The sequence below is a fragment of the uncultured Sunxiuqinia sp. genome, assembly GCF_963974515.1.
GTDB lineage: Bacteria > Bacteroidota > Bacteroidia > Bacteroidales > Prolixibacteraceae > Sunxiuqinia.
In genome coordinates, this window is sequence record NZ_CAXBDD010000081.1 from 1 (window position 1) to 17,704 (window position 17,704).

A 17,704-nucleotide genomic window follows, 5' to 3' on the forward strand; every position below is an offset into this window, starting at 1 on the left:
TTTAAACACTCCACAGCTGTCTCTTCATTGATGCTGCCGGTAACAATCAACACCGGAAGCTCAGGTTGCAGTTCGAGTGAAATTTTCAACGCTTCCAAACCACTGAAAGACGGCATACTATAGTCGGACAACACAAGATCGGCTTGAAACGCTTGAAGGGCATGAATAAACGCCTCCCGTGTATCAACCACCTTGAAAATCACCTCCGGAAAGGATTTTCGAATCTCACGCTTCACCATTTCTGCATCATCCGGCGAATCTTCCGCGTAAAGAATTCGCAAGGCTTTTATTGTATCCATACCCCACCCGTTTTTAAAAGAAATAACAATCTACCGCCAATAAAAAAAGCCAAAGGCCGCTCTTCCAAGCTTACACGAAATCCCGATTCTTGGTTCAAATTTTTTGCTGATTCAGCAGCAACCAGTAAAAACCGATATCCCGGATCGCCTCGACAAACTTATCAAAATCTACCGGTTTCACAATGTAGCTATTCACACCTAGCTCATAGCTCTTGACCAGGTCCGACTCTTCTTTGGAAGAAGTCAACATGATCACCGGAATAACCCTGTTTTGCGGGCTGCTTTTGATCTGTTTCAGCACTTCAAGACCATCGATTTTTGGCAACTTCAAATCGAGTAGGATGATCTTCGGCCGGACTGAATTCTGACGATTCGCAAACGCCCCTCTGGCAAAAACAAAGTCCAGGGCCTCTTCTCCGTCATGAACAACCAGAACGTTGTTGGTCAGATTATTTTTTTTCAGCGCCCGCAAAGCCATCTCGGCATCATGCGGGTTATCTTCCACAATCAATATTTCAACTTCTTTTAGTTTTTCCATGGGCTTTAAGCTATTTAAAGTTTGATCGGTTATGTTCAGATCTGAAAATCTGTTTCATTCCGTTTCTTAAAAAGTCTTATCGGAGTACCTGCCTCCTCTCCATCCCCGCGCGCTACTTGTGTGGAAGGGAAAAGAAAAAAGTGGCCCCTTTGTGCTGTTCTCCCTGGGCCCACACCCGCCCCCCATGCCGATGCACAATGCGTTGCACAATTGCCAGGCCCACGCCAGTTCCTTGAAATTCCTCGTCGCGGTGAAGCCGCTGGAAAACACCAAACAGCTTGTCTTGGTACCTTGGGTCGAAACCCGCACCAAAGTCCTTCACAAAAAAGATCAGTTCGTTGTCCTCCTGTCGCGAGCCAATTCGTATTTTTTTAACGCCTGATTTTCCACTATATTTTAATGCATTGCTGATTAAATTCACCCACACTTGTTTCATCAGGGCGTAATCGCACAAAGCCGTTGGCAACTGTTCCACATCCAGCTCGAAGCTGTCTTGCTCATCCGCCGTGGCCACTTCCTGAAAAATCGTCTGGGCTACCTGTCCCATATCCACATCGGCCAATCGCATTTCAGTCCGCGAAATGCGCGACAGACTTAACATATCAGTGATCAGCCGGTCCATTTTGGAAGCATTGCTTCGAATGACATCCAGAAAGCGCTTTCCTTCCTCATCCAGCTTATCGGAATAATCCTCCAGCAGAAAGTCGGAATAGCCGTTGATGGCCCGCAAAGGAGCCCTCAGGTCGTGTGACACGGAATAGGTAAACGCATCCAGTTCCTGGTTCGACACCTCCAGCTTTCTACGTTCTTCTTTCATCTTGTTGGTCACTTCGTTCAGATCCTCCACCATGTATAGCATGGCTTTTTGACTTTTATCCAGCTTGTGTACTTTTTCTTCCAACTCAGCAGTTCGCTGGGCAACCTCAATTTCGAGGTTTCGCTTTAGATTGAGTAATTCTTCTTGCGCCTGCTTACGTTCGGTGATGTCCCAGAATGTAACCACCACTCCGGTTATCTCATCATTTTGGCGAATGGGATAAGAATAGTATTCGGCCGAAAAGCTGGAACCATCCGAACGCCACAATACATCGTCGTTACGATGCACACCCTCTCCTGTGCTGAAAGCCTTGTGAATTTCGCATTCACCATAAGCATAGCTTGAACCATCGGCCTTGCTATGGTGAACCAATTGGTGCATGTTCTTGCCGATGACCTGGCTTCGGTCGGTGAAACCCAGCACTTCAAGTGCTGACTTGTTGATAAATGTGCAGTTACCTTGAGGATCAATCCCGTAAATTCCCTCAGCCGTTGAGTTGAGTAGCAGGCGAATTTGCGCTTCTCTCCGCTTGAGTTGAACTTGCTGCTCTTGAAGTTCTTCCCATGTTCTCTTGTGCTCTGCAATCTCTTCATTCAAATGACGGGTGCGTTTTTTCACCTCTTTTCGAAGTAAAACTACCCACAATAAGACCAAAACAGTGACGAGTGGCAAAAAGATCCAAAATGCCATTCTCATAAAGTCTGCTCTGGAAAGCTCCTCCTTATACACCGGCCCAAACCATGCCAAGTGAATTTTATTGAACGTGCCGTTGGCCATGACGATAGCAAGTCCTTCATTTAAATTGGCCAGTAAAGACTCATCTCCCTTTTTCACCGCAAAGCAGAACTCCTGGCGAAAATCCTGCAAGTCAACCTGAAGAGGGACAATGGATCTGAGTTCCAGACGATCAATGATTTTCAAACCAATAATGCGCTGCGTAATGATTGCATCGGCCTCGCCGGCAGCCAGTTTCAAAAAAGCTTCATCAAAGGTCGTGGTAGTCTCAATGAAATCGGAAACCTGTTCGCGCCTGACAAACTCCTCAGCAATGTCGCCCTTCATCACTAAGATTTCTTTGTCTCTCAAATCAGCCAAAGCCCGAATGTCGTTGGTATTCTCTCGAACAAAAATGGCACTATGCAGCTGGAGATATGGAATTGTAAAGTCATAAACCGCCTCGCGTTCCGGGCTTCTCCCAACAATAGGGAGGGCATCAATGCTTCCCTTAGCCAGGTAATCTTTAAGAGCCAGCCAAGGTCCAATCTGGATTTCAACCTGAAGATTGGTCGCCTGAGCCGCAGCCTTAAACAAATCAACTGCAAAGCCGGTCGGCTGCCCGTCTTCATCAAGCGAGCAGTAGGGAGGATAGTCGGCTTCGGAGCCAAGTAAAATGATTTTCCCGGAATCACTTTCCCCGGCTGGAGGATGAGCTTGTGCGGGCCGGATTGTTGCCATCAGCAACATAAAAAGCACCGAAAAAAGTTTCCATTGATCGTACTTCATGACTTGTTTCTTTTTAACAGTGCGATTTCGTCGCGTAACTCTTTAATTCTAAACTCACGTTCAATCGTCGCATCCTGAAATCGCTGCAGCTCCTTGATTCGTGCCTGAAGTTCTTTTGTTTTTTCATCCACCTGAATCTCCAGCTGCTCCTTCAATTCCAATAGTTCGGTTTCGGCCTGCTTACGCTCCGTAACATCGCGCCCGACGCCAATGATGGCGGTCACTTCCCCGTTATTGTTGAGCAAAACCGTGTCGTTCCAGGCCAGCCACACCCAGCCCTTTGCTGTGAATGCGCGCTGCTCCAGATAGACTCTGTGGGGAGGTGCGAAGAGAGATTTCATCGCCTCGGCTGTCCGTTCCTGATCTTCTTCATGAACCAACGGCATAAAGGTTTGTCCGATCAACTCATCCTCTGTTTTTCCAAACATTCTGCAATACGACGGGCTCACAAACAAAAACCGTCCCTCCAGGTCAACTTTAACAACAATATCCGTCTGGTTTTCAACCAACAAACGATAATTCGCTTCGCTTTCCTTCAAGGCTTCTTCGGCCTGCTGGCGCTCGGTGATATCCCTTACAAAAGAGAACGATAGCATTTTGTCTTTGAACTGAAAGTAGTTGACCGTGACTTCAACGGGGAATTCACTTCCATCTTTTCGTTGATGGACCGACACGATGGTATTGCTGCCTTTTGCTTTTGTTGCGATCCGATGTTTGTGAAAACTGTCAGGATCGAAGGTTGGAGCAATCTCAAAAAGCGATTTCCCAATCAACTCTTCAGATGTGTAGTCCAGAGTTTTTGCTGCATAGTGATTGGCGTAGGTGATGGTCCCATCTTCTTCCACCTGGTAAATACCGATTTGGGCATGGTCGATTCCAAACTGTGTAATCTGCAGGCGATGTTCGGCATTTTTTCGCTCCGTAATATCCGAATGAATCCCCACAAAACGCAAAGGCTTTCCCTGCTCGTCATGTGAAATCACTTTTCCACGATCCAATATCCACTTGTAGCTTCCATCTTTACTCCGTAATCGATGCTCATTCAAATAAACATCCGTTTCACCATCGATGTGTTTTTCAACATCTTTCAAGGCCTGTGTCAAGTCATCAGGATGCACGCGCGTTTTCCATTCCGATAATTCATTCGGCACCTCCGCCGGCTCGTAACCCAGCATACGTTTCCACTGATCTGAGAAAAAAATCTCCTGGCTTTGCAGGTTCCAGTCCCAAATACCATCGCCAGCTCCCTCGAGCGCAAACTGCCAGCGTGTTTCACTTTCGTGTAAAGCTTGTTCGGCTGCTTTACGCTGCGAAATATCCCTCAAAAAAACCAAGGCAGCATTTTTTCCTTCATAAACAATTGGATCTCCCGCGGTTTCGCCCCAAACTTCGGTTCCGTCCATCCGGATAAAACGTTGTTCAAACAACTCCTCAACCGGTTGGCCGGCATTCAGAAGGGCAATGCGGGCTTTGATCTTCGCATGATAGTCTGGGTGAAAACGCTCCATCACGGGCTTGCCGACTAACTCGTCCCATGAGTTAATCCGAAAAAAGCGACAAGCTGCAGGATTCAGGTAAACGAATTTCATTTCACTTTGAATAAAAATCGGGTCGGGCGCGCCTTCCACAATGGTTCGGAAACGTACCTCGTTTTGATGCACCGCTTGCTTGCTTTCCTCAATTTGTCGTTCAGCCAGCAGGCGATCAGTGATATCAGTAATCAACACATGCCGGCCTGGCCGTTTATTGAAGACCACGGAATGCGATGTAATCTCCACATGAATGACTGACCCATCTTTTTTCAAATGCCGCCACTGCCCTGACCGCTCATAAGAACGGCCCTGTTCGCGAACATTCTCCATCAAGCGTTCCAAGTCAGCTTTGGGCCGAATATCCTTGATGGTCATGCTTAAAAATTCCTCTTCCGAATAGCCATAGTGGCTTGTGGCAGCTTGATTAACCTTCAAAAAGGCCAAGGTTTCCAAGTCGTAAATCCACATGGGCTGCGGATTATGTTCAAACATCAACCGGTAGCCGTTTTCACTTTCTCGCAACGTTTGATGTAAATAATAATCTTTCGTGACATCGCGAAAAACAAGCACTACGCCGTTTATTTGTCCGTGGTCGTCAATTATTGGCGCGCCTGAATCAGCAATCTGGTACTCTTTGTGATCCTTCGAAATCAGTTTGGTGTGGTTGGCCAAACCCACCACTTGTCCGGTTTCCAACACCTTTGCCACGGGGCTTTCGGCAGGAAGACCCGTTTCTGCATTTTCAATCTTGAAAACTTCATCGAGGGGTTTCCCCTTGGCCTCGGCCAGTTTCCAACCCGTGAGCTTTTCGGCAACCGGATTCATCCTAACAACCAAGCCTTCCACGTTGGTGGCAATCACAGCATCGCCAATAGACTGGAGGGTAATCCGCAGGTTTTCTTCCTGTCGGGCTATCTGTTCTTCCACTCCTCTGCGCTCCAAATACGCACACAACTGAGCCGCTATCGCATCCAGCAGATTTCGCTCTTCTTTGGCAAAAGGACCTTCATCTGCCTCAGGTCTTTCCTCCAAATAATACACCTCCAGTGCCCCTTTCGGTTGATCGTTAATGAAAATTTCAGCAGCTTGTGACCACGGACTTATTCTGAAATTAGCGGTTCTGTAATCTTTTCCATCGTAGATCAGCCGGGCGCAGGTAATCTCCGGATAATGCCAGGCTGGCTGAATCAGATTCACCACTTGCTGCAATACTTGGACCTGAGATATATTATCCTGCTGCGTCAACCGGGAAAGCTGGTACAGACAGTTCAGCTCTTTGACACGTTCATGAAGATCCTCCTCCGTTTTTTCAAGCTCCGGATGGCAAAAATCCAATTCATCAACGAAGTCATCCAATTGTTTATCAGTCCAATCCTGCCTATTCTGAGTCAAAAAAGACTTAAGCTTTTCTTTCAGGTCGTGCATGTTTCGGATGTGACCGGGGAACTTGTCTGAGCTCATAGTTCAAGTTTTATTCGTTTAGGGCAAACTTCTCAACGCTTCGTGGTCTGGCTCACTGCGCCAAAATGAAAGTTAGTTCAATTTTCAATCAACATTAGCCTTAATGGCTTAACAACTATTTGAGTTCCCTAAAATAAAAAAATTCAAATGCAATCCTTATGTTATACAACTATAAAAACATTGATTTATATTTTACATCTCAACGATGTGATCTGACTTGATTTCATTCTCTCCTCCAAATTGAAGCGTAACCGTTGTACCTTCCCCCAAAGCACTCCTGACAGAAAGACGAACATTGATCTGACCCAACAATTCACGAACCAAAACCAAGCCAATTCCATTGCCTTCTTCGTTGTTGGTTCCCCGGGTTGACCCGGCACTGGAAGAGAACAACGAATCCAGCTGCTGTGCTGTCATACCCACTCCCTTGTCAACAACCGAAACTGTTTCATCCTCATAAGTCACACGGATTGTTTTTCCCGGATGAGAATATTTCAACGCATTCGATATGAAATTTCGAAGGGCTATTTTTAAAACAGGCCTGTTGCTCATAACGTTTACATCGGCTGCTATTTCATTGTTTACTTCAATATTCTTGTCTGCCAGGGCCACCTCAAACTCATGAAACACTTCAAAGACCAGCTTGCTGAGAAAAACCGGCTCTTTGTTTTCCTTGAGAATACTTTTCGCCCGGGCCCAACCCATCACATTGGAGGTGAGCTCAAAGGCTTGGTTGGCTGTTTTCAGGATGGTAGCGGCAAACTCGACTGCTGATCGCGGATCATCATTCTCGTTAATCACTTCGACTAACAATTCAGAAAAGCTAATCATATTGGACAAAGGCGTCCGGAGATCATGCAGCAGGATCGAAAAAAGATTTTCCTGTAATCTCATTTGCTCTGAAAGCGACCGGATTAATACCTGTTGTATTTCCTGCATCGCTTTTCGTTCGGAGATATCGAAAACAATACCGGCCAAAAACAGAGGCTTGCCCTGCGAATCGCGCTTCGTCACTTTGCCCCTGTCGTAATACCATTTCCATTCACCTGTTTTGGCTTGAATCCGGTACTCCACCTCGTAAACGCCGGTCTTACCTTGCAGATGGTCGCGCATATTCTGCATCACCGCCTCAAAATCTTCCGGGTGCAACTTATCAGTAAAAAACTGGTAATCGCAGGGTACCGGAATCTCCGACTTTTTGTAGCCTAGATTAGTCGCTTTTAATGGGTTAAAAGTAACTTGGTTCGCCTGAACATCCCAGTACCAATGTCCCAAATTACCGGCCCAGGCAAACTTCAAGGTTTCCTCATCGTCACGTTCCCTCGAAAAAGCCTCCAGCAGCCGGTCTTTCATCTGAAGCTGTTCAATCAGTTCTTGCCGCCTCAGGTCTTTATATTCGGTTGTCATAGCCTCTGATTTGATGGTTGATTCTATTTTGTAAAAAAGCAACAAGTTAGCCACTTTTATGAGAATTCGAAACACGAAACTGAACCTTACCTTGAAATCATTTTTGAGGATCAGTCAATCAAAACGTCACGAACTGAAACAAACACAAAAAACTTACACTTTTTATTTTAATAATGCACTTTTGTTCTTTATATTTGTATCGTATTATTTAATCAAAAAGCCATAAATAATGAAAATTGCAATTACAGCAACAGGGAATACCCCGAACTCAAAAGTTGACAGCCGGTTCGGAAGGTGTTCTTATTTTGCCATTTACGACATGGATGCAAACCAAACGGAATTTATTCAGAATCCCAATAAAGATGCAGCATCGGGTGCAGGTCCGGCTGCAGTTCAGCTGATTGCAAAAAGAGGCGTTAAACAAGTCATTTCAGGAGAGTTTGGAGGGAAAGCAAAAAGTATACTTGAAGATCTTAACATCCAAATGATCATGCTCAATGGGCCGGAAAAGTCGATACAGGAAGTGTTGGACTTGATGGCGATCAATAAATAAAAAGGAGGTGTTAACATGCCAGGATTTAACAGAAAGGGCCCGGCAGGAGAGGGACCAATGACCGGAAGAGGAAGAGGGCAATGTGCCGGCACAGGAGCAAGAAAGTCTAGTCAGGATCCGGAAAGCCAGGAAAAAAATCAACCCGGACTTTGGGGATTAGGAAGAGGCCATAGACGTAGAAGGGCTTTGGGACGAGGCCCTCGAAACAGCGATTGATTTGAGGAGCTTGAAAACTGGTAGCCAAATGGTCCTTAAGGCTACCAGTTCTATTCGAAAACAAACAATTTAAACAGATGAAAAAATTTGCCATACCGATTGAAAATGGTCAACTGTGTACCCACTTTGGCCACTGTCAACAATTTGCTATCATCCAGGTAGAGAACAGTACCATGCTTCCACCAGAGTATGTAACACCGCCACCACATGAGCCCGGCCTGATTCCCCGGTGGCTCGGACAACAAGCGGTGACCCATGTGATTGCCGCAGGCATCGGACAAAAAGCGATCAGCCTGTTTAACCAGCAGCATATCGAGGTGACCGTCGGGGTTGAAGCCAAAGCCCCGGATAAACTCGTTGAAGACTGGCTGAGCGGCTCCCTCGAGGCGGGTTCAAATAGCTGCGATCACTGACGAAAGTGACTCCTACGAGGAAGCCCTGCCTCCTCAAAGTGCAGGCGCCCGGGGAAAGACAGACAATAACAAATTAGATTGGAATCAAATGAAGATAGCAGTTGCAAGCGGAAAAGGCGGAACAGGAAAAACTCTGGTAGCAACCAATCTGTTCAATGTCATCCAAAAATCAGGCTTTGCGGTTGATTTGATCGATTGCGACGCGGAAGAACCCAATGCCCTGCAATTTATTCAAGCTGATTTGCTTACACAGAAGTCCGTCACCCAAAACATTCCGGTGATTGACAAAGATGCCTGCACCTTTTGCGGAAAGTGCCAGGAGTATTGCCACTACAACGCGATCGTTGTCCTGCCCGAGCTGCAACACATTCAGGTTGTTGAAGATCTTTGCCACGACTGTGGGGCGTGCGAATACGCCTGCCAGGCTGGAGCCATTTCCTGGAAAACGAAAAAAACCGGAACCATCCTGACTTATGCCGTAAACCATGGTTCTTCACTCATTGAAGGACGCATTGAAATTGGCGTGTACTCGTCGGTGCCTCTTATTAAGGAAGCGCTAAGAATTAGTCCGCAACATCAACTGGCCATCCTGGACGCTCCGCCCGGAACTTCCTGTCCCTTCATCGCAACGGTCGGTTCAGCCGATTTCGTGATACTGGTAACCGAACCTACACCATTCGGCTTAAATGATCTCATGCTGTCCGTGGAGATACTACAGCAACTCGACAAACCCTTCGGTATTATTATCAACAGGGCCGGATTGGGCGATCATCGGGTTTACGATTTTATCGCAGAAAACAAACTTCTGCTCCTTGGCGAAATTCCGTTTGATCCCCGGATTGCCAAAAGCTATTCTGAAGGAAAACTCATTACCGACAGCATGCCCAACTATCAGAAGCACTTTTCACAGCTATTCAGTCGCATCAAAAAACACCTTCAGTATGATCGAAATAGCTATACTTAGTGGAAAAGGCGGAACCGGAAAATCCAGTTTGAGTGCTGCGCTTGCCACGCTCGCGGCCAAAATTGTGGTGGCCGATTGCGATGTGGATGCCGCCAACCTGCATTTGGTGCTCAACCCACAGGATTCCCGCGAAGAAGTTTACGTATCGGGACAAAAAGCCGTGATCGATCCCGAACGCTGCACCAACTGTGGAATCTGCAAGAGCTTTTGCCGGTTTGATGCCATCAGCGATGATCGCGGAACGTATGCCGTATTGGAAACAGCCTGCGACGGATGCCAGCTTTGCCAACGGGTTTGCCCCGAAAAAGCCATCCGCATGGTTAGCCATGATAAAAGCCGTTGGTTTGCCGGTGATATCGCCAATGGTAAGATGATTCATGCCCGGCTGGCTCCCGGAGAAGACAACTCAGGAAAGCTCGTCAACATTGTCCGTGATCAGGCCCGGGAAGTCGCTTTTGAGCTTGATGCCGACATGATCCTGATTGATGGCCCCCCGGGAATCGGATGTCCGGTAATATCTTCGCTCACCGGTGTCGATAAAGTTATTCTGGTAACCGAACCCAGCCTGTCAGGTCTGCATGATTTAAAACGAATTGCAGAACTCATAAGTCAATTTCGGGTGCAAAGCTATGTGGTGATTAACAAATATGATTTGAATCGCTCCCTGAGCGATGAAATTACAAACTGGTGCCGCTCAGTACAAATACCGGTCATCGGAAAATTGCCTTTCGACCGTGTGGTGGTTGATGCTATGGTGAACTGCGAAAGCGTAATCAACTGGGCTCCCAACTCACGCATCAGCAATGAAATAAAAAACATATGGAATAAACTCATGCAACATGAACAAGCCAAATCCTTTTGAAAAAATAGACCTTCCCGGGGTGAAAAACATCATCGTTGTGGCTTCCGGGAAAGGTGGTGTCGGGAAATCGACCGTAGCGGCTAACCTGGCCGCTGCTCTGGCTCGGGATGGATTTCGAACAGCCATTTTCGATGCCGACCTGTACGGGCCTTCCATCCCCTTGATGTTTGGCGTGCAGTATGCCAGACCCGAGGTCGCTCACTACCAGGGAAAAGAAACCATCATCCCGATTGAGAAATACGGTGTGAAAATCATTTCCATCGGATTCTTTATGGTCTCCAACAAGTCGCTCATCTGGCGGGGGCCGGCAGCTTCAGCCGGTTTGGCGCAACTACTATCCGACACCGAATGGGGCGAACTGGATTATTTGATTATCGACTTTCCTCCCGGAACAGGCGACATTCAGCTAACCACCATCCAACGACTAAATCTTTCCGGAGCAATTCTGGTAACCACTCCGCAGCAAATGGCCGTTGCCGATGCGCGAAAAGCAGCAGACATGTTTAATACCAAGCTGATTCAGGTTCCCATTTTAGGGGTGGTTGAAAATATGGCCTGGTTTACGCCCGAGAAACACCCGAACGAAAAATACTACCTGTTTGGAAACGGTGGCGGACAACAACTGGCTGATCAGCTCCAAGTGCCTCTGTTGGTGCGCATTCCCTTGGTTTGCGACGCTTGCGAGCTGGGTGACACCGGACAAACCATTTTTGCTTCAAAAGATAGAATCCTCATCGGGCTGTTTGAAAACTTAGCCAGCCAAGTCAGTCAGCTATTGGCAACCACCGTTTAAATTAAGCACGTATGCAAGCAATTTCCTTTCAACCCATCGGGATCATTCATTCCGGTCACCTGCAACCGGAAGGCACTCCCATTCAATTCTTGGGAGCAAAAGAATTCAAAGGCGAAATTGAAATCTTCGCTGAATTTAAAGAAGGTCTGGCCGACCTGGACGGATTCTCTCACCTCATGCTGATCTATTATTTTCATCAAATTAAAAACGTCTCGTTAAGCGTCAAGCCGTTCATGGATGAAGCAGCACATGGCGTATTTGCCACTCGCAGTCCGGCACGTCCCAATCCAATAGGTTTTTCCATCGTTCGTTTACTCGAAATCCGCGGGACGCGGCTGCTCATTGAAGGTCTGGACATGTTGAACGAAACGCCTTTACTCGACCTGAAACCCTACGTACCTCAATTTGATGCTGTTGATGCAGAAAAAATAGGCTGGCTCGAAACCAATATTGAAAAACACTGGAAAACTAAAGATGACGGGAGGTTTACAACATGACAATCAGACTCGCTTTCGCTGTAAATCACAATCACGTTTTTGAACAAAAACATTTCGGAGAAGCAGATCAATACCTGGTTTATGAATGGGCTGCCAACGAGCTTATTTTTCGTGAGGCGCTTCCAAATCCGTTCGCCCAGTTAAGCAGGAACAATCACTCCGAAGCAAAAAGAAAGCAAATCACCGAACTCTTGCAGCAACATGAAGTGAATGTTTTGGTCTCGAGACAATTTGGAGAAAACATCAGTAAGGTCAATGCCTTTTTTGTACCTGTTCTGGTTGAAATATCCAGTCCTGAACAGTTGATTCTGATCCTTAAAAAACAGATGAGATGGATCGAAGAAGAGTGGCGGCAAAACGCAGGAAATTATAAGCTGTTTAAACTTCAAAAAGGAACGATTAAAACATCCATTAACCCTAAAAAATAAACGCCGAAAATGTTTGAAATCCAAAATAGACAGAGCCCCCTTGATCTGCTGGAAATTGGAGAACGCGTCGAACTACCCACTATTTACGGCTCGTTCGAACTCCTTCCGTTTCTGGAACCAGCAACCGGAAAGGAACACATGATGCTCATGAAAGGGCAGGTGGAAAACCAAAGGAATTTGCTCGTTCGGATACACTCGGCCTGTGCCACGGGCGATTTGTTTGGCTCCATGCGCTGCGACTGCGGCGAACAACTACACCAAGCCCTGAGGCTAATTGAACAGGCAGGATGCGGTGCACTAATCTACCTGCAGCAAGAAGGCCGGGGAATTGGATTGATGGAAAAAATGAAAGCCTACAAACTTCAGGAGCAGGGTATCGACACGGTAGATGCCAACCTGCAACTGGGGCATCAGGCTGATGAACGAAACTACCTTGCCGCTGCAGAAATTCTTCGCCACCTCAACATCAGCCAAGTGAAACTACTCACAAACAATCCCGCGAAAAAATCGGGTCTTGAAAAATATGGAATAAAAGTAGAATGCTGTATTCCTCTGTTGATTGAACCCAACCGACACAATGCTTTCTACCTTAGAACCAAGAAAAAAAGAATGGGGCATTTACTGGGGAAACTTAATTTTGAAAACCATGAATAATCCATTGGAAGCAACTTTTAAACTGCGTCCGCGCTATGACGAAGTGGATCAAATGGGCTATGTGTACCATGCCAACTACGTGAGCTACTGCCACCAGGCACGCACCGAACTGCTGCGAAAACTGCACATCGACGACCAGACGCTGGACAAGCGCAACATCCTGCTGCCGGTCATCCGGATGAACCTGCGCTACCTGAAGCCCGCCGGCTACGACGAGTTGCTAACCATCAAAACCAGGATTATCAATCTGCCGGCCACCCGTTTTTCCTTTCAGTTTGAAATCCGGAATGAACAAAACGCGCTGTTGTGCACCGCTGATTCAACCGTCGTTTTTGTTGATAAAACAAGTCGCAGGCCGATGAAAGCTCCCCAATTAATTATTGATGCACTCGAGCAATACTTTAAACCAACAAAACATGAAACTCAGCATACTCACTGAAAATACAGCAGGTGCACATTTCCTGGCGGAGCATGGGATTTCGTACCTGATTCAGCTCGATGGAAACAACATCCTGTTTGACACCGGCGCCACTGATGTGTTCGTAAAAAATGCACAGCAACTTGGAATCGACCTGCAGAAAGAAGTGGGCCTGATTGTCCTTAGCCACGGACATTGGGATCACGGCAATGGCTTGCGCTACCTCCAATCCAAACCCCTGCTCACTCATCCTGCCGCTTTCATGAAACGCTACCGCAAAGCAGACGGTACTCCGGTGGGTCTGGCCCTGACCCGGGAACAGATCAACCAAAAATACTCGCTGATAACCAGCACCAAGCCCTACCGTATTTCCGGCTTGGCGTACTACTTGGGCGAAATTCCCCGCGTCACCGATTTTGAAGCTCAGCGGACAAGCTTTAAAGATGAATTTGGCAACGACGATTTTGTTCCGGACGATTCGGCCCTGGCCATCGTTGTCAACCAAAAGTTGATCATCCTTTCGGGCTGTGCCCACTCCGGAATTTGTAACATTTGTGAACATGCCAAGCAGCTTACCGGGGTGCAATCCATCGACTCAGTCATCGGCGGCTTTCATCTGAAACACAACGATAAACAGACCCAACAGACAATTCGGTATTTTCAGAAAGAAAAAGTCCGAAACCTAATCCCATCGCACTGCACCGAATTGCCGGCACTGGCCGCATTCCACAACCACCTTGGCACTCGACAATTAAAATCTGGACAGATCCTTCATTTGGATTAGAAAACACGTCATATAAAATTCAAAACCATGGAAAATCAACCAAAAATTATTGTTATAGGAGGGTCGGCAGCCGGCCCTAAAGCGGCAGCCCGCGCCCGCCGCATGAATGAGTTTGCAGAAATTACCATGTTTCAGAAAGGGCCCGATCTGTCGATGGCGTCGTGCGGATTCCCGTATTTTGTAGGTGGTTTTTTCGACGACCGCAATAAACTGCTGTGCACGCCTACCGGCGTAGTGCGCGACCCAAAGTTTTACTGGAATGCCAAAGGGATCGTGGCCCGAACCAATACCGAGGTAACCAAAATTGACCGGAAAAATAAGCGGGTGGAATTTACAAACCTGGTGTCTGGTGAGACGGGAAGCCAACCCTACGATAAACTGATTATTGCTACCGGAGCAACAGCCAACAAGCCTCCCATCCCGGGAATTGAGCTGCAAGGAATCAGCACCCTGCAATCGATGCAAGATGCCGATTACCTTCGAAAAATCCGAGATGATGGACAGATCAAAAAGGCGGTGGTTATTGGAGGGGGACTGATTGGTATCGAAACGATCGAAGCCTTAAATCTGGCTGGAATTGAGCTAACACTTATTGAATTGCTACCCCAGTTACTCACTTTTTTAGATTGGAAGCTGGCCAAAATCCTCGAAAACTACCTGAGAACCAAAGCAGAGGTAATTACTCAAAATGGCGTCGCTGAGTTTATTGGAGAAAAAGGTAAATTGGAGGCCGTAAGATTGCAGGATGGAAGCGAAATCCCTTGTCAACTAGCTGTTGTTGCCATTGGTGTTCGCCCCAATATTGGACTTGCCCAGGCGGCAGAACTGGAGATAGGCGAACTCGGAGGCATCACAGTCAATCAATACATGCAAACCAGCGATCCCGACATTTACGCAGCCGGCGACTGCTGCGAAATTACCAACCTGATTTCTGGTAAAAAAGTACTGGCTCCCTATGGCGATTTGGCGAACCTGGAAGGCCGGGTAGCTGGCGAAAATTGTATCAAAGGAAATGTGGCCTCGTTTCCCGGAACCATTCAAACCGGGATTTGCAAATTCTTCGATTGGGGAGTTGGTATTACCGGCTTGTCTGAAGAAAAAGCCGAAGAAGCCGGGCTGGAGTATGTGAAGATCGTGAATGCCAGCCCCGACAAACCCGGATTTATGGATGGCAAACTTCTGATTACAAAACTGCTTGCCGACAAAAACAGCCGGCGAATTCTTGGCGCGCAGTGCCTTGGACCTGGTGATGTCGCCAAACAACTGGCCATTTGGGCAACAGCAATCAAAGGAAATCTAACGGTGGATGATATGGTTAATGCAGACCTGCCCTATGCACCGCCCTTTTCACTGGCCATCGACCACAGCATCGCGTCGGCACATATCATGCAGAATAAGATGAACGGTGTATTTGAAGGAATTTCAGCTCTCGAGGTGAAAGAAAAAGTGGATCGTGGCGAAGATCTCTTTCTACTCGATACCCGCGGTGCCGATGAATTTTCCGAAACACGGCTGGGTATTGGTGAAACCCTGATCCCCATTGGATGGTTGCGCTCGCGAATGGATGAGCTTCCTAAAGACAAAAACAAGGAAATCATCACATTCTGTAAAATTTCCCTGCGAGGTTACGAAGCCGCAGTACTCATCAAAGCACATGGCTACACCAATGTCAAAGTCATGGAGGGTGGAATAGCCGGTTGGCCGTTTGAAAAAGAAAAGTGAACATTTTTCAAGAACTAATGTTCTATTCGAACAATCATATATGATCTTGTTTCAAGGCCAAGTGAGCTATTTGATTTAAAGGATAAAAAAATCATCAATCAATTTATTAACCATTTAAAATTTTGAACCATGGAAGACAATCAAGTTCAACAAACCTTTAGCATGCCACGAATTGGCGAGGCAGCACCCGAGTTTAAGGCGGTAACTACCCAAGGAGATATAAACTTCCCATCCGACTACAAAGGAAGTTGGGTGATCCTGTTCAGCCACCCGGCTGATTTCACGCCGGTATGCACATCAGAGTTTATGACCTTTGCAACGATGGAAAAGCAATTTAACAAAGCCAACTGTAAGCTGGTCGGGCTTTCTGTCGATGGCTTGTACAGCCACATTGCCTGGTTGCGTACCATCAAGGAAAAAATTGAGTACAAAGGAATGAAGGACGTGGAGGTCACCTTCCCACTGATTGAAGACATCACTATGGAAGTGGCCACCAAATATGGCATGATGATGCCCGGCGAAAGCAACACCAAAGCCGTACGCGCCGTGTTCTTTGTCGATCCCAAAGGCATTATCCGAACCATTATCTACTATCCGCTGAGCCTGGGACGTAATTTCGAAGAGCTCTACCGGGCACTGATTGCCCTGCAAACAGCCGATGAGTTTGGTGTAGCAACACCTGCCGACTGGCAACCGGGCGACGATGTGATCGTTCCAACTGCCGGCTCGTGCGGTACAGCCAAAGAACGGATGGAAAGCAAAGATGAAATGCATTGCTACGACTGGTTTTTCTGCACGAAAAAACTGGCCAAAGCAACCATCCTGGATAAAATCATAAAAAAATAGGATCCAACAATTGACTTTCAGTTTAATAGTTCAGACCGAGTAAAGGGCTCGAATCGATTTCGGATTTGAGTCCTTTCACTTTTCAGAAATTTCACTGACTCAAACAGTTTTTGCGGGTTCCTGAATCAAAAATCAACCCGCCAGATATTCCGGCGGGTTTACTTTTGATTTAACAAGAAATCCGAATGTTATTCGTAGTGATTACTGCTGTAGTAGCCCATGGAGTTCACAATTTTTCCGTCGTCATTAAAAGTATGCGACAGCATCAACGGAAACTCAATTTTCTCTTCGCCTCTCTCCCCTGAAAAAATCCACCACGAATAAACAACGTAGTCATCGTTTTTGGCATAGTAAATGCAATCTGGATATCCCACCTGCTCCATTTCGATGTGATCAACCTGTTCAAAAATCGACTCCCATTCTTTTTTTTGTTCTCCAAGTTTGCGCTGATCTTCATACTTCATTGTGGTATTGTAGAACACGGCATCATCGGTGTAAAACTCCATCATGCCGGGAATATCCTCTTCACAATAGGCATTTAGCAACTTGCGAACCTGGACGATATACGGATGATTGATGTACACCTTGCCATTTTCCTGGGTAGTCTGACTGGTGTTAACTTCGTCAAAGACCTGGGGGTCAAAATAGCGATGAAGCGAGCTAATCTGACCCTCTTCGTTGAAGCTGTATAAGTTGTGCACGGGCAAGTTCAGCCGAATGCCCGACTTCGTGTGGAGTCCCTTCATACGAAGCCAGTCCTGAACCCACAGGCCACCTTTATCGTACTCAAGTACATCAGCATAAGCCGGTGTATCGGCTACCACTTTTAAGTCTTCAAACTCCTCAGCCCACCACTTCAGTCCATTTGCAGCAGCCTCACGCGTCCGCAGGCTTCGGTTTCCATTGGTAATCACCCAAACAGAATCGGCCAGCAAATTACCAAAAGCACTTTGGTCTCCCTGTTCAAAAGCATTCCAAAGTTGATTTACTTTCTCCA

The 17,704-nt window shown here is 46.8% G+C and carries 18 protein-coding genes; 12 read left to right on the forward strand and 6 right to left on the reverse strand.

Annotation, left to right across the window (positions count from 1 at the left end; translation table 11 throughout):
- The 5 genes from AAC033_RS14570 to AAC033_RS14590 form a co-directional block, all read right to left on the reverse strand.
- The coding region (locus AAC033_RS14570) for a response regulator (RefSeq protein ID WP_339739390.1) at positions 1–299 on the reverse strand (299 nt) is incomplete at its 3' end.
- Between the two features lie 94 nt (positions 300–393).
- Entirely contained in the window at positions 394–837 is a 444-nt protein-coding gene (locus AAC033_RS14575) for a response regulator (protein WP_339739392.1), read from the reverse strand.
- A gap of 112 nt (positions 838–949) precedes the next feature.
- Positions 950–3,157, reverse strand: a complete 2,208-nt coding sequence (locus AAC033_RS14580; protein ID WP_339739394.1) for a transporter substrate-binding domain-containing protein — start codon at positions 3,155–3,157, stop codon at positions 950–952.
- On the reverse strand, positions 3,154–6,150 hold the full coding sequence (locus tag AAC033_RS14585) for a PAS domain S-box protein (RefSeq protein ID WP_339739396.1): 2,997 nt from the start codon (positions 6,148–6,150) through the stop codon (positions 3,154–3,156). Before AAC033_RS14585 ends, AAC033_RS14580 begins: the two co-directional genes overlap by 4 nt.
- Positions 6,151–6,342: 192 nt before the next feature.
- On the reverse strand, positions 6,343–7,557 hold the full coding sequence (locus tag AAC033_RS14590; protein ID WP_339739398.1) for a PAS domain-containing sensor histidine kinase: 1,215 nt from the start codon (positions 7,555–7,557) through the stop codon (positions 6,343–6,345).
- Positions 7,558–7,786: 229 nt separating this feature from the next.
- Here AAC033_RS14590 and AAC033_RS14595 point away from each other — a divergent pair, with 229 nt between their 5' ends.
- The 12 genes from AAC033_RS14595 (at position 7,787) to AAC033_RS14650 (ending at position 16,707) form a co-directional block, all read left to right on the forward strand.
- Entirely contained in the window at positions 7,787–8,110 is a 324-nt protein-coding gene (locus AAC033_RS14595; RefSeq protein ID WP_339739400.1) for a NifB/NifX family molybdenum-iron cluster-binding protein, read from the forward strand.
- 293 nt (positions 8,111–8,403) lie between these two features.
- A complete protein-coding gene (locus tag AAC033_RS14600) occupies positions 8,404–8,739 on the forward strand; it encodes a NifB/NifX family molybdenum-iron cluster-binding protein (protein WP_339739402.1) in 336 nt (111 codons plus the stop codon).
- Between the two features lie 88 nt (positions 8,740–8,827).
- Positions 8,828–9,703 carry an ATP-binding protein gene (locus AAC033_RS14605; protein WP_339739404.1) on the forward strand — a complete coding sequence of 292 codons (876 nt, stop codon included), beginning with the start codon at positions 8,828–8,830 and terminating at the stop codon, positions 9,701–9,703.
- Entirely contained in the window at positions 9,681–10,565 is an 885-nt protein-coding gene (locus AAC033_RS14610) for an ATP-binding protein (RefSeq protein WP_339739406.1), read from the forward strand. Before AAC033_RS14605 ends, AAC033_RS14610 begins: the two co-directional genes overlap by 23 nt.
- Positions 10,543–11,358 (forward strand): Mrp/NBP35 family ATP-binding protein, encoded by an 816-nt coding sequence (locus tag AAC033_RS14615; RefSeq protein WP_339739409.1) that lies wholly within the window; start codon positions 10,543–10,545, stop codon positions 11,356–11,358. Before AAC033_RS14610 ends, AAC033_RS14615 begins: the two co-directional genes overlap by 23 nt.
- An 11-nt stretch (positions 11,359–11,369) precedes the next feature.
- Complete coding sequence (tsaA, locus tag AAC033_RS14620; protein ID WP_339739411.1) at positions 11,370–11,855, forward strand: tRNA (N6-threonylcarbamoyladenosine(37)-N6)-methyltransferase TrmO; 486 nt, start codon at positions 11,370–11,372, stop codon at positions 11,853–11,855.
- Positions 11,852–12,283 (forward strand): NifB/NifX family molybdenum-iron cluster-binding protein, encoded by a 432-nt coding sequence (locus tag AAC033_RS14625; protein ID WP_339739413.1) that lies wholly within the window; start codon positions 11,852–11,854, stop codon positions 12,281–12,283. The genes tsaA and AAC033_RS14625 overlap by 4 nt, the downstream gene beginning before the upstream one ends.
- Before the next feature lie 9 nt (positions 12,284–12,292).
- Positions 12,293–12,937, forward strand: a complete 645-nt coding sequence (ribA, locus tag AAC033_RS14630) for a GTP cyclohydrolase II (RefSeq protein WP_339739415.1) — start codon at positions 12,293–12,295, stop codon at positions 12,935–12,937.
- Entirely contained in the window at positions 12,930–13,376 is a 447-nt protein-coding gene (locus AAC033_RS14635; RefSeq protein ID WP_339739417.1) for a thioesterase family protein, read from the forward strand. Before ribA ends, AAC033_RS14635 begins: the two co-directional genes overlap by 8 nt.
- Positions 13,354–14,139 (forward strand): MBL fold metallo-hydrolase, encoded by a 786-nt coding sequence (locus tag AAC033_RS14640; RefSeq protein ID WP_339739419.1) that lies wholly within the window; start codon positions 13,354–13,356, stop codon positions 14,137–14,139. The genes AAC033_RS14635 and AAC033_RS14640 overlap by 23 nt, the downstream gene beginning before the upstream one ends.
- A gap of 27 nt (positions 14,140–14,166) precedes the next feature.
- The gene (locus tag AAC033_RS14645; protein ID WP_339739421.1) at positions 14,167–15,861 is read left to right on the forward strand and encodes an FAD-dependent oxidoreductase; all 1,695 of its coding nucleotides are present in this window, start codon (positions 14,167–14,169) and stop codon (positions 15,859–15,861) included.
- A gap of 129 nt (positions 15,862–15,990) precedes the next feature.
- Positions 15,991–16,707, forward strand: coding sequence for a peroxiredoxin (locus AAC033_RS14650; RefSeq protein ID WP_339739423.1), 717 nt, complete (start codon positions 15,991–15,993; stop codon positions 16,705–16,707).
- A 188-nt stretch (positions 16,708–16,895) separates the two neighbouring features.
- On the opposite strand, the gene AAC033_RS14655 is transcribed toward AAC033_RS14650, so the two are convergent.
- On the reverse strand, positions 16,896–17,704 hold an 809-nt coding region (locus AAC033_RS14655), incomplete at its 5' end, for a nuclear transport factor 2 family protein (protein ID WP_339739425.1).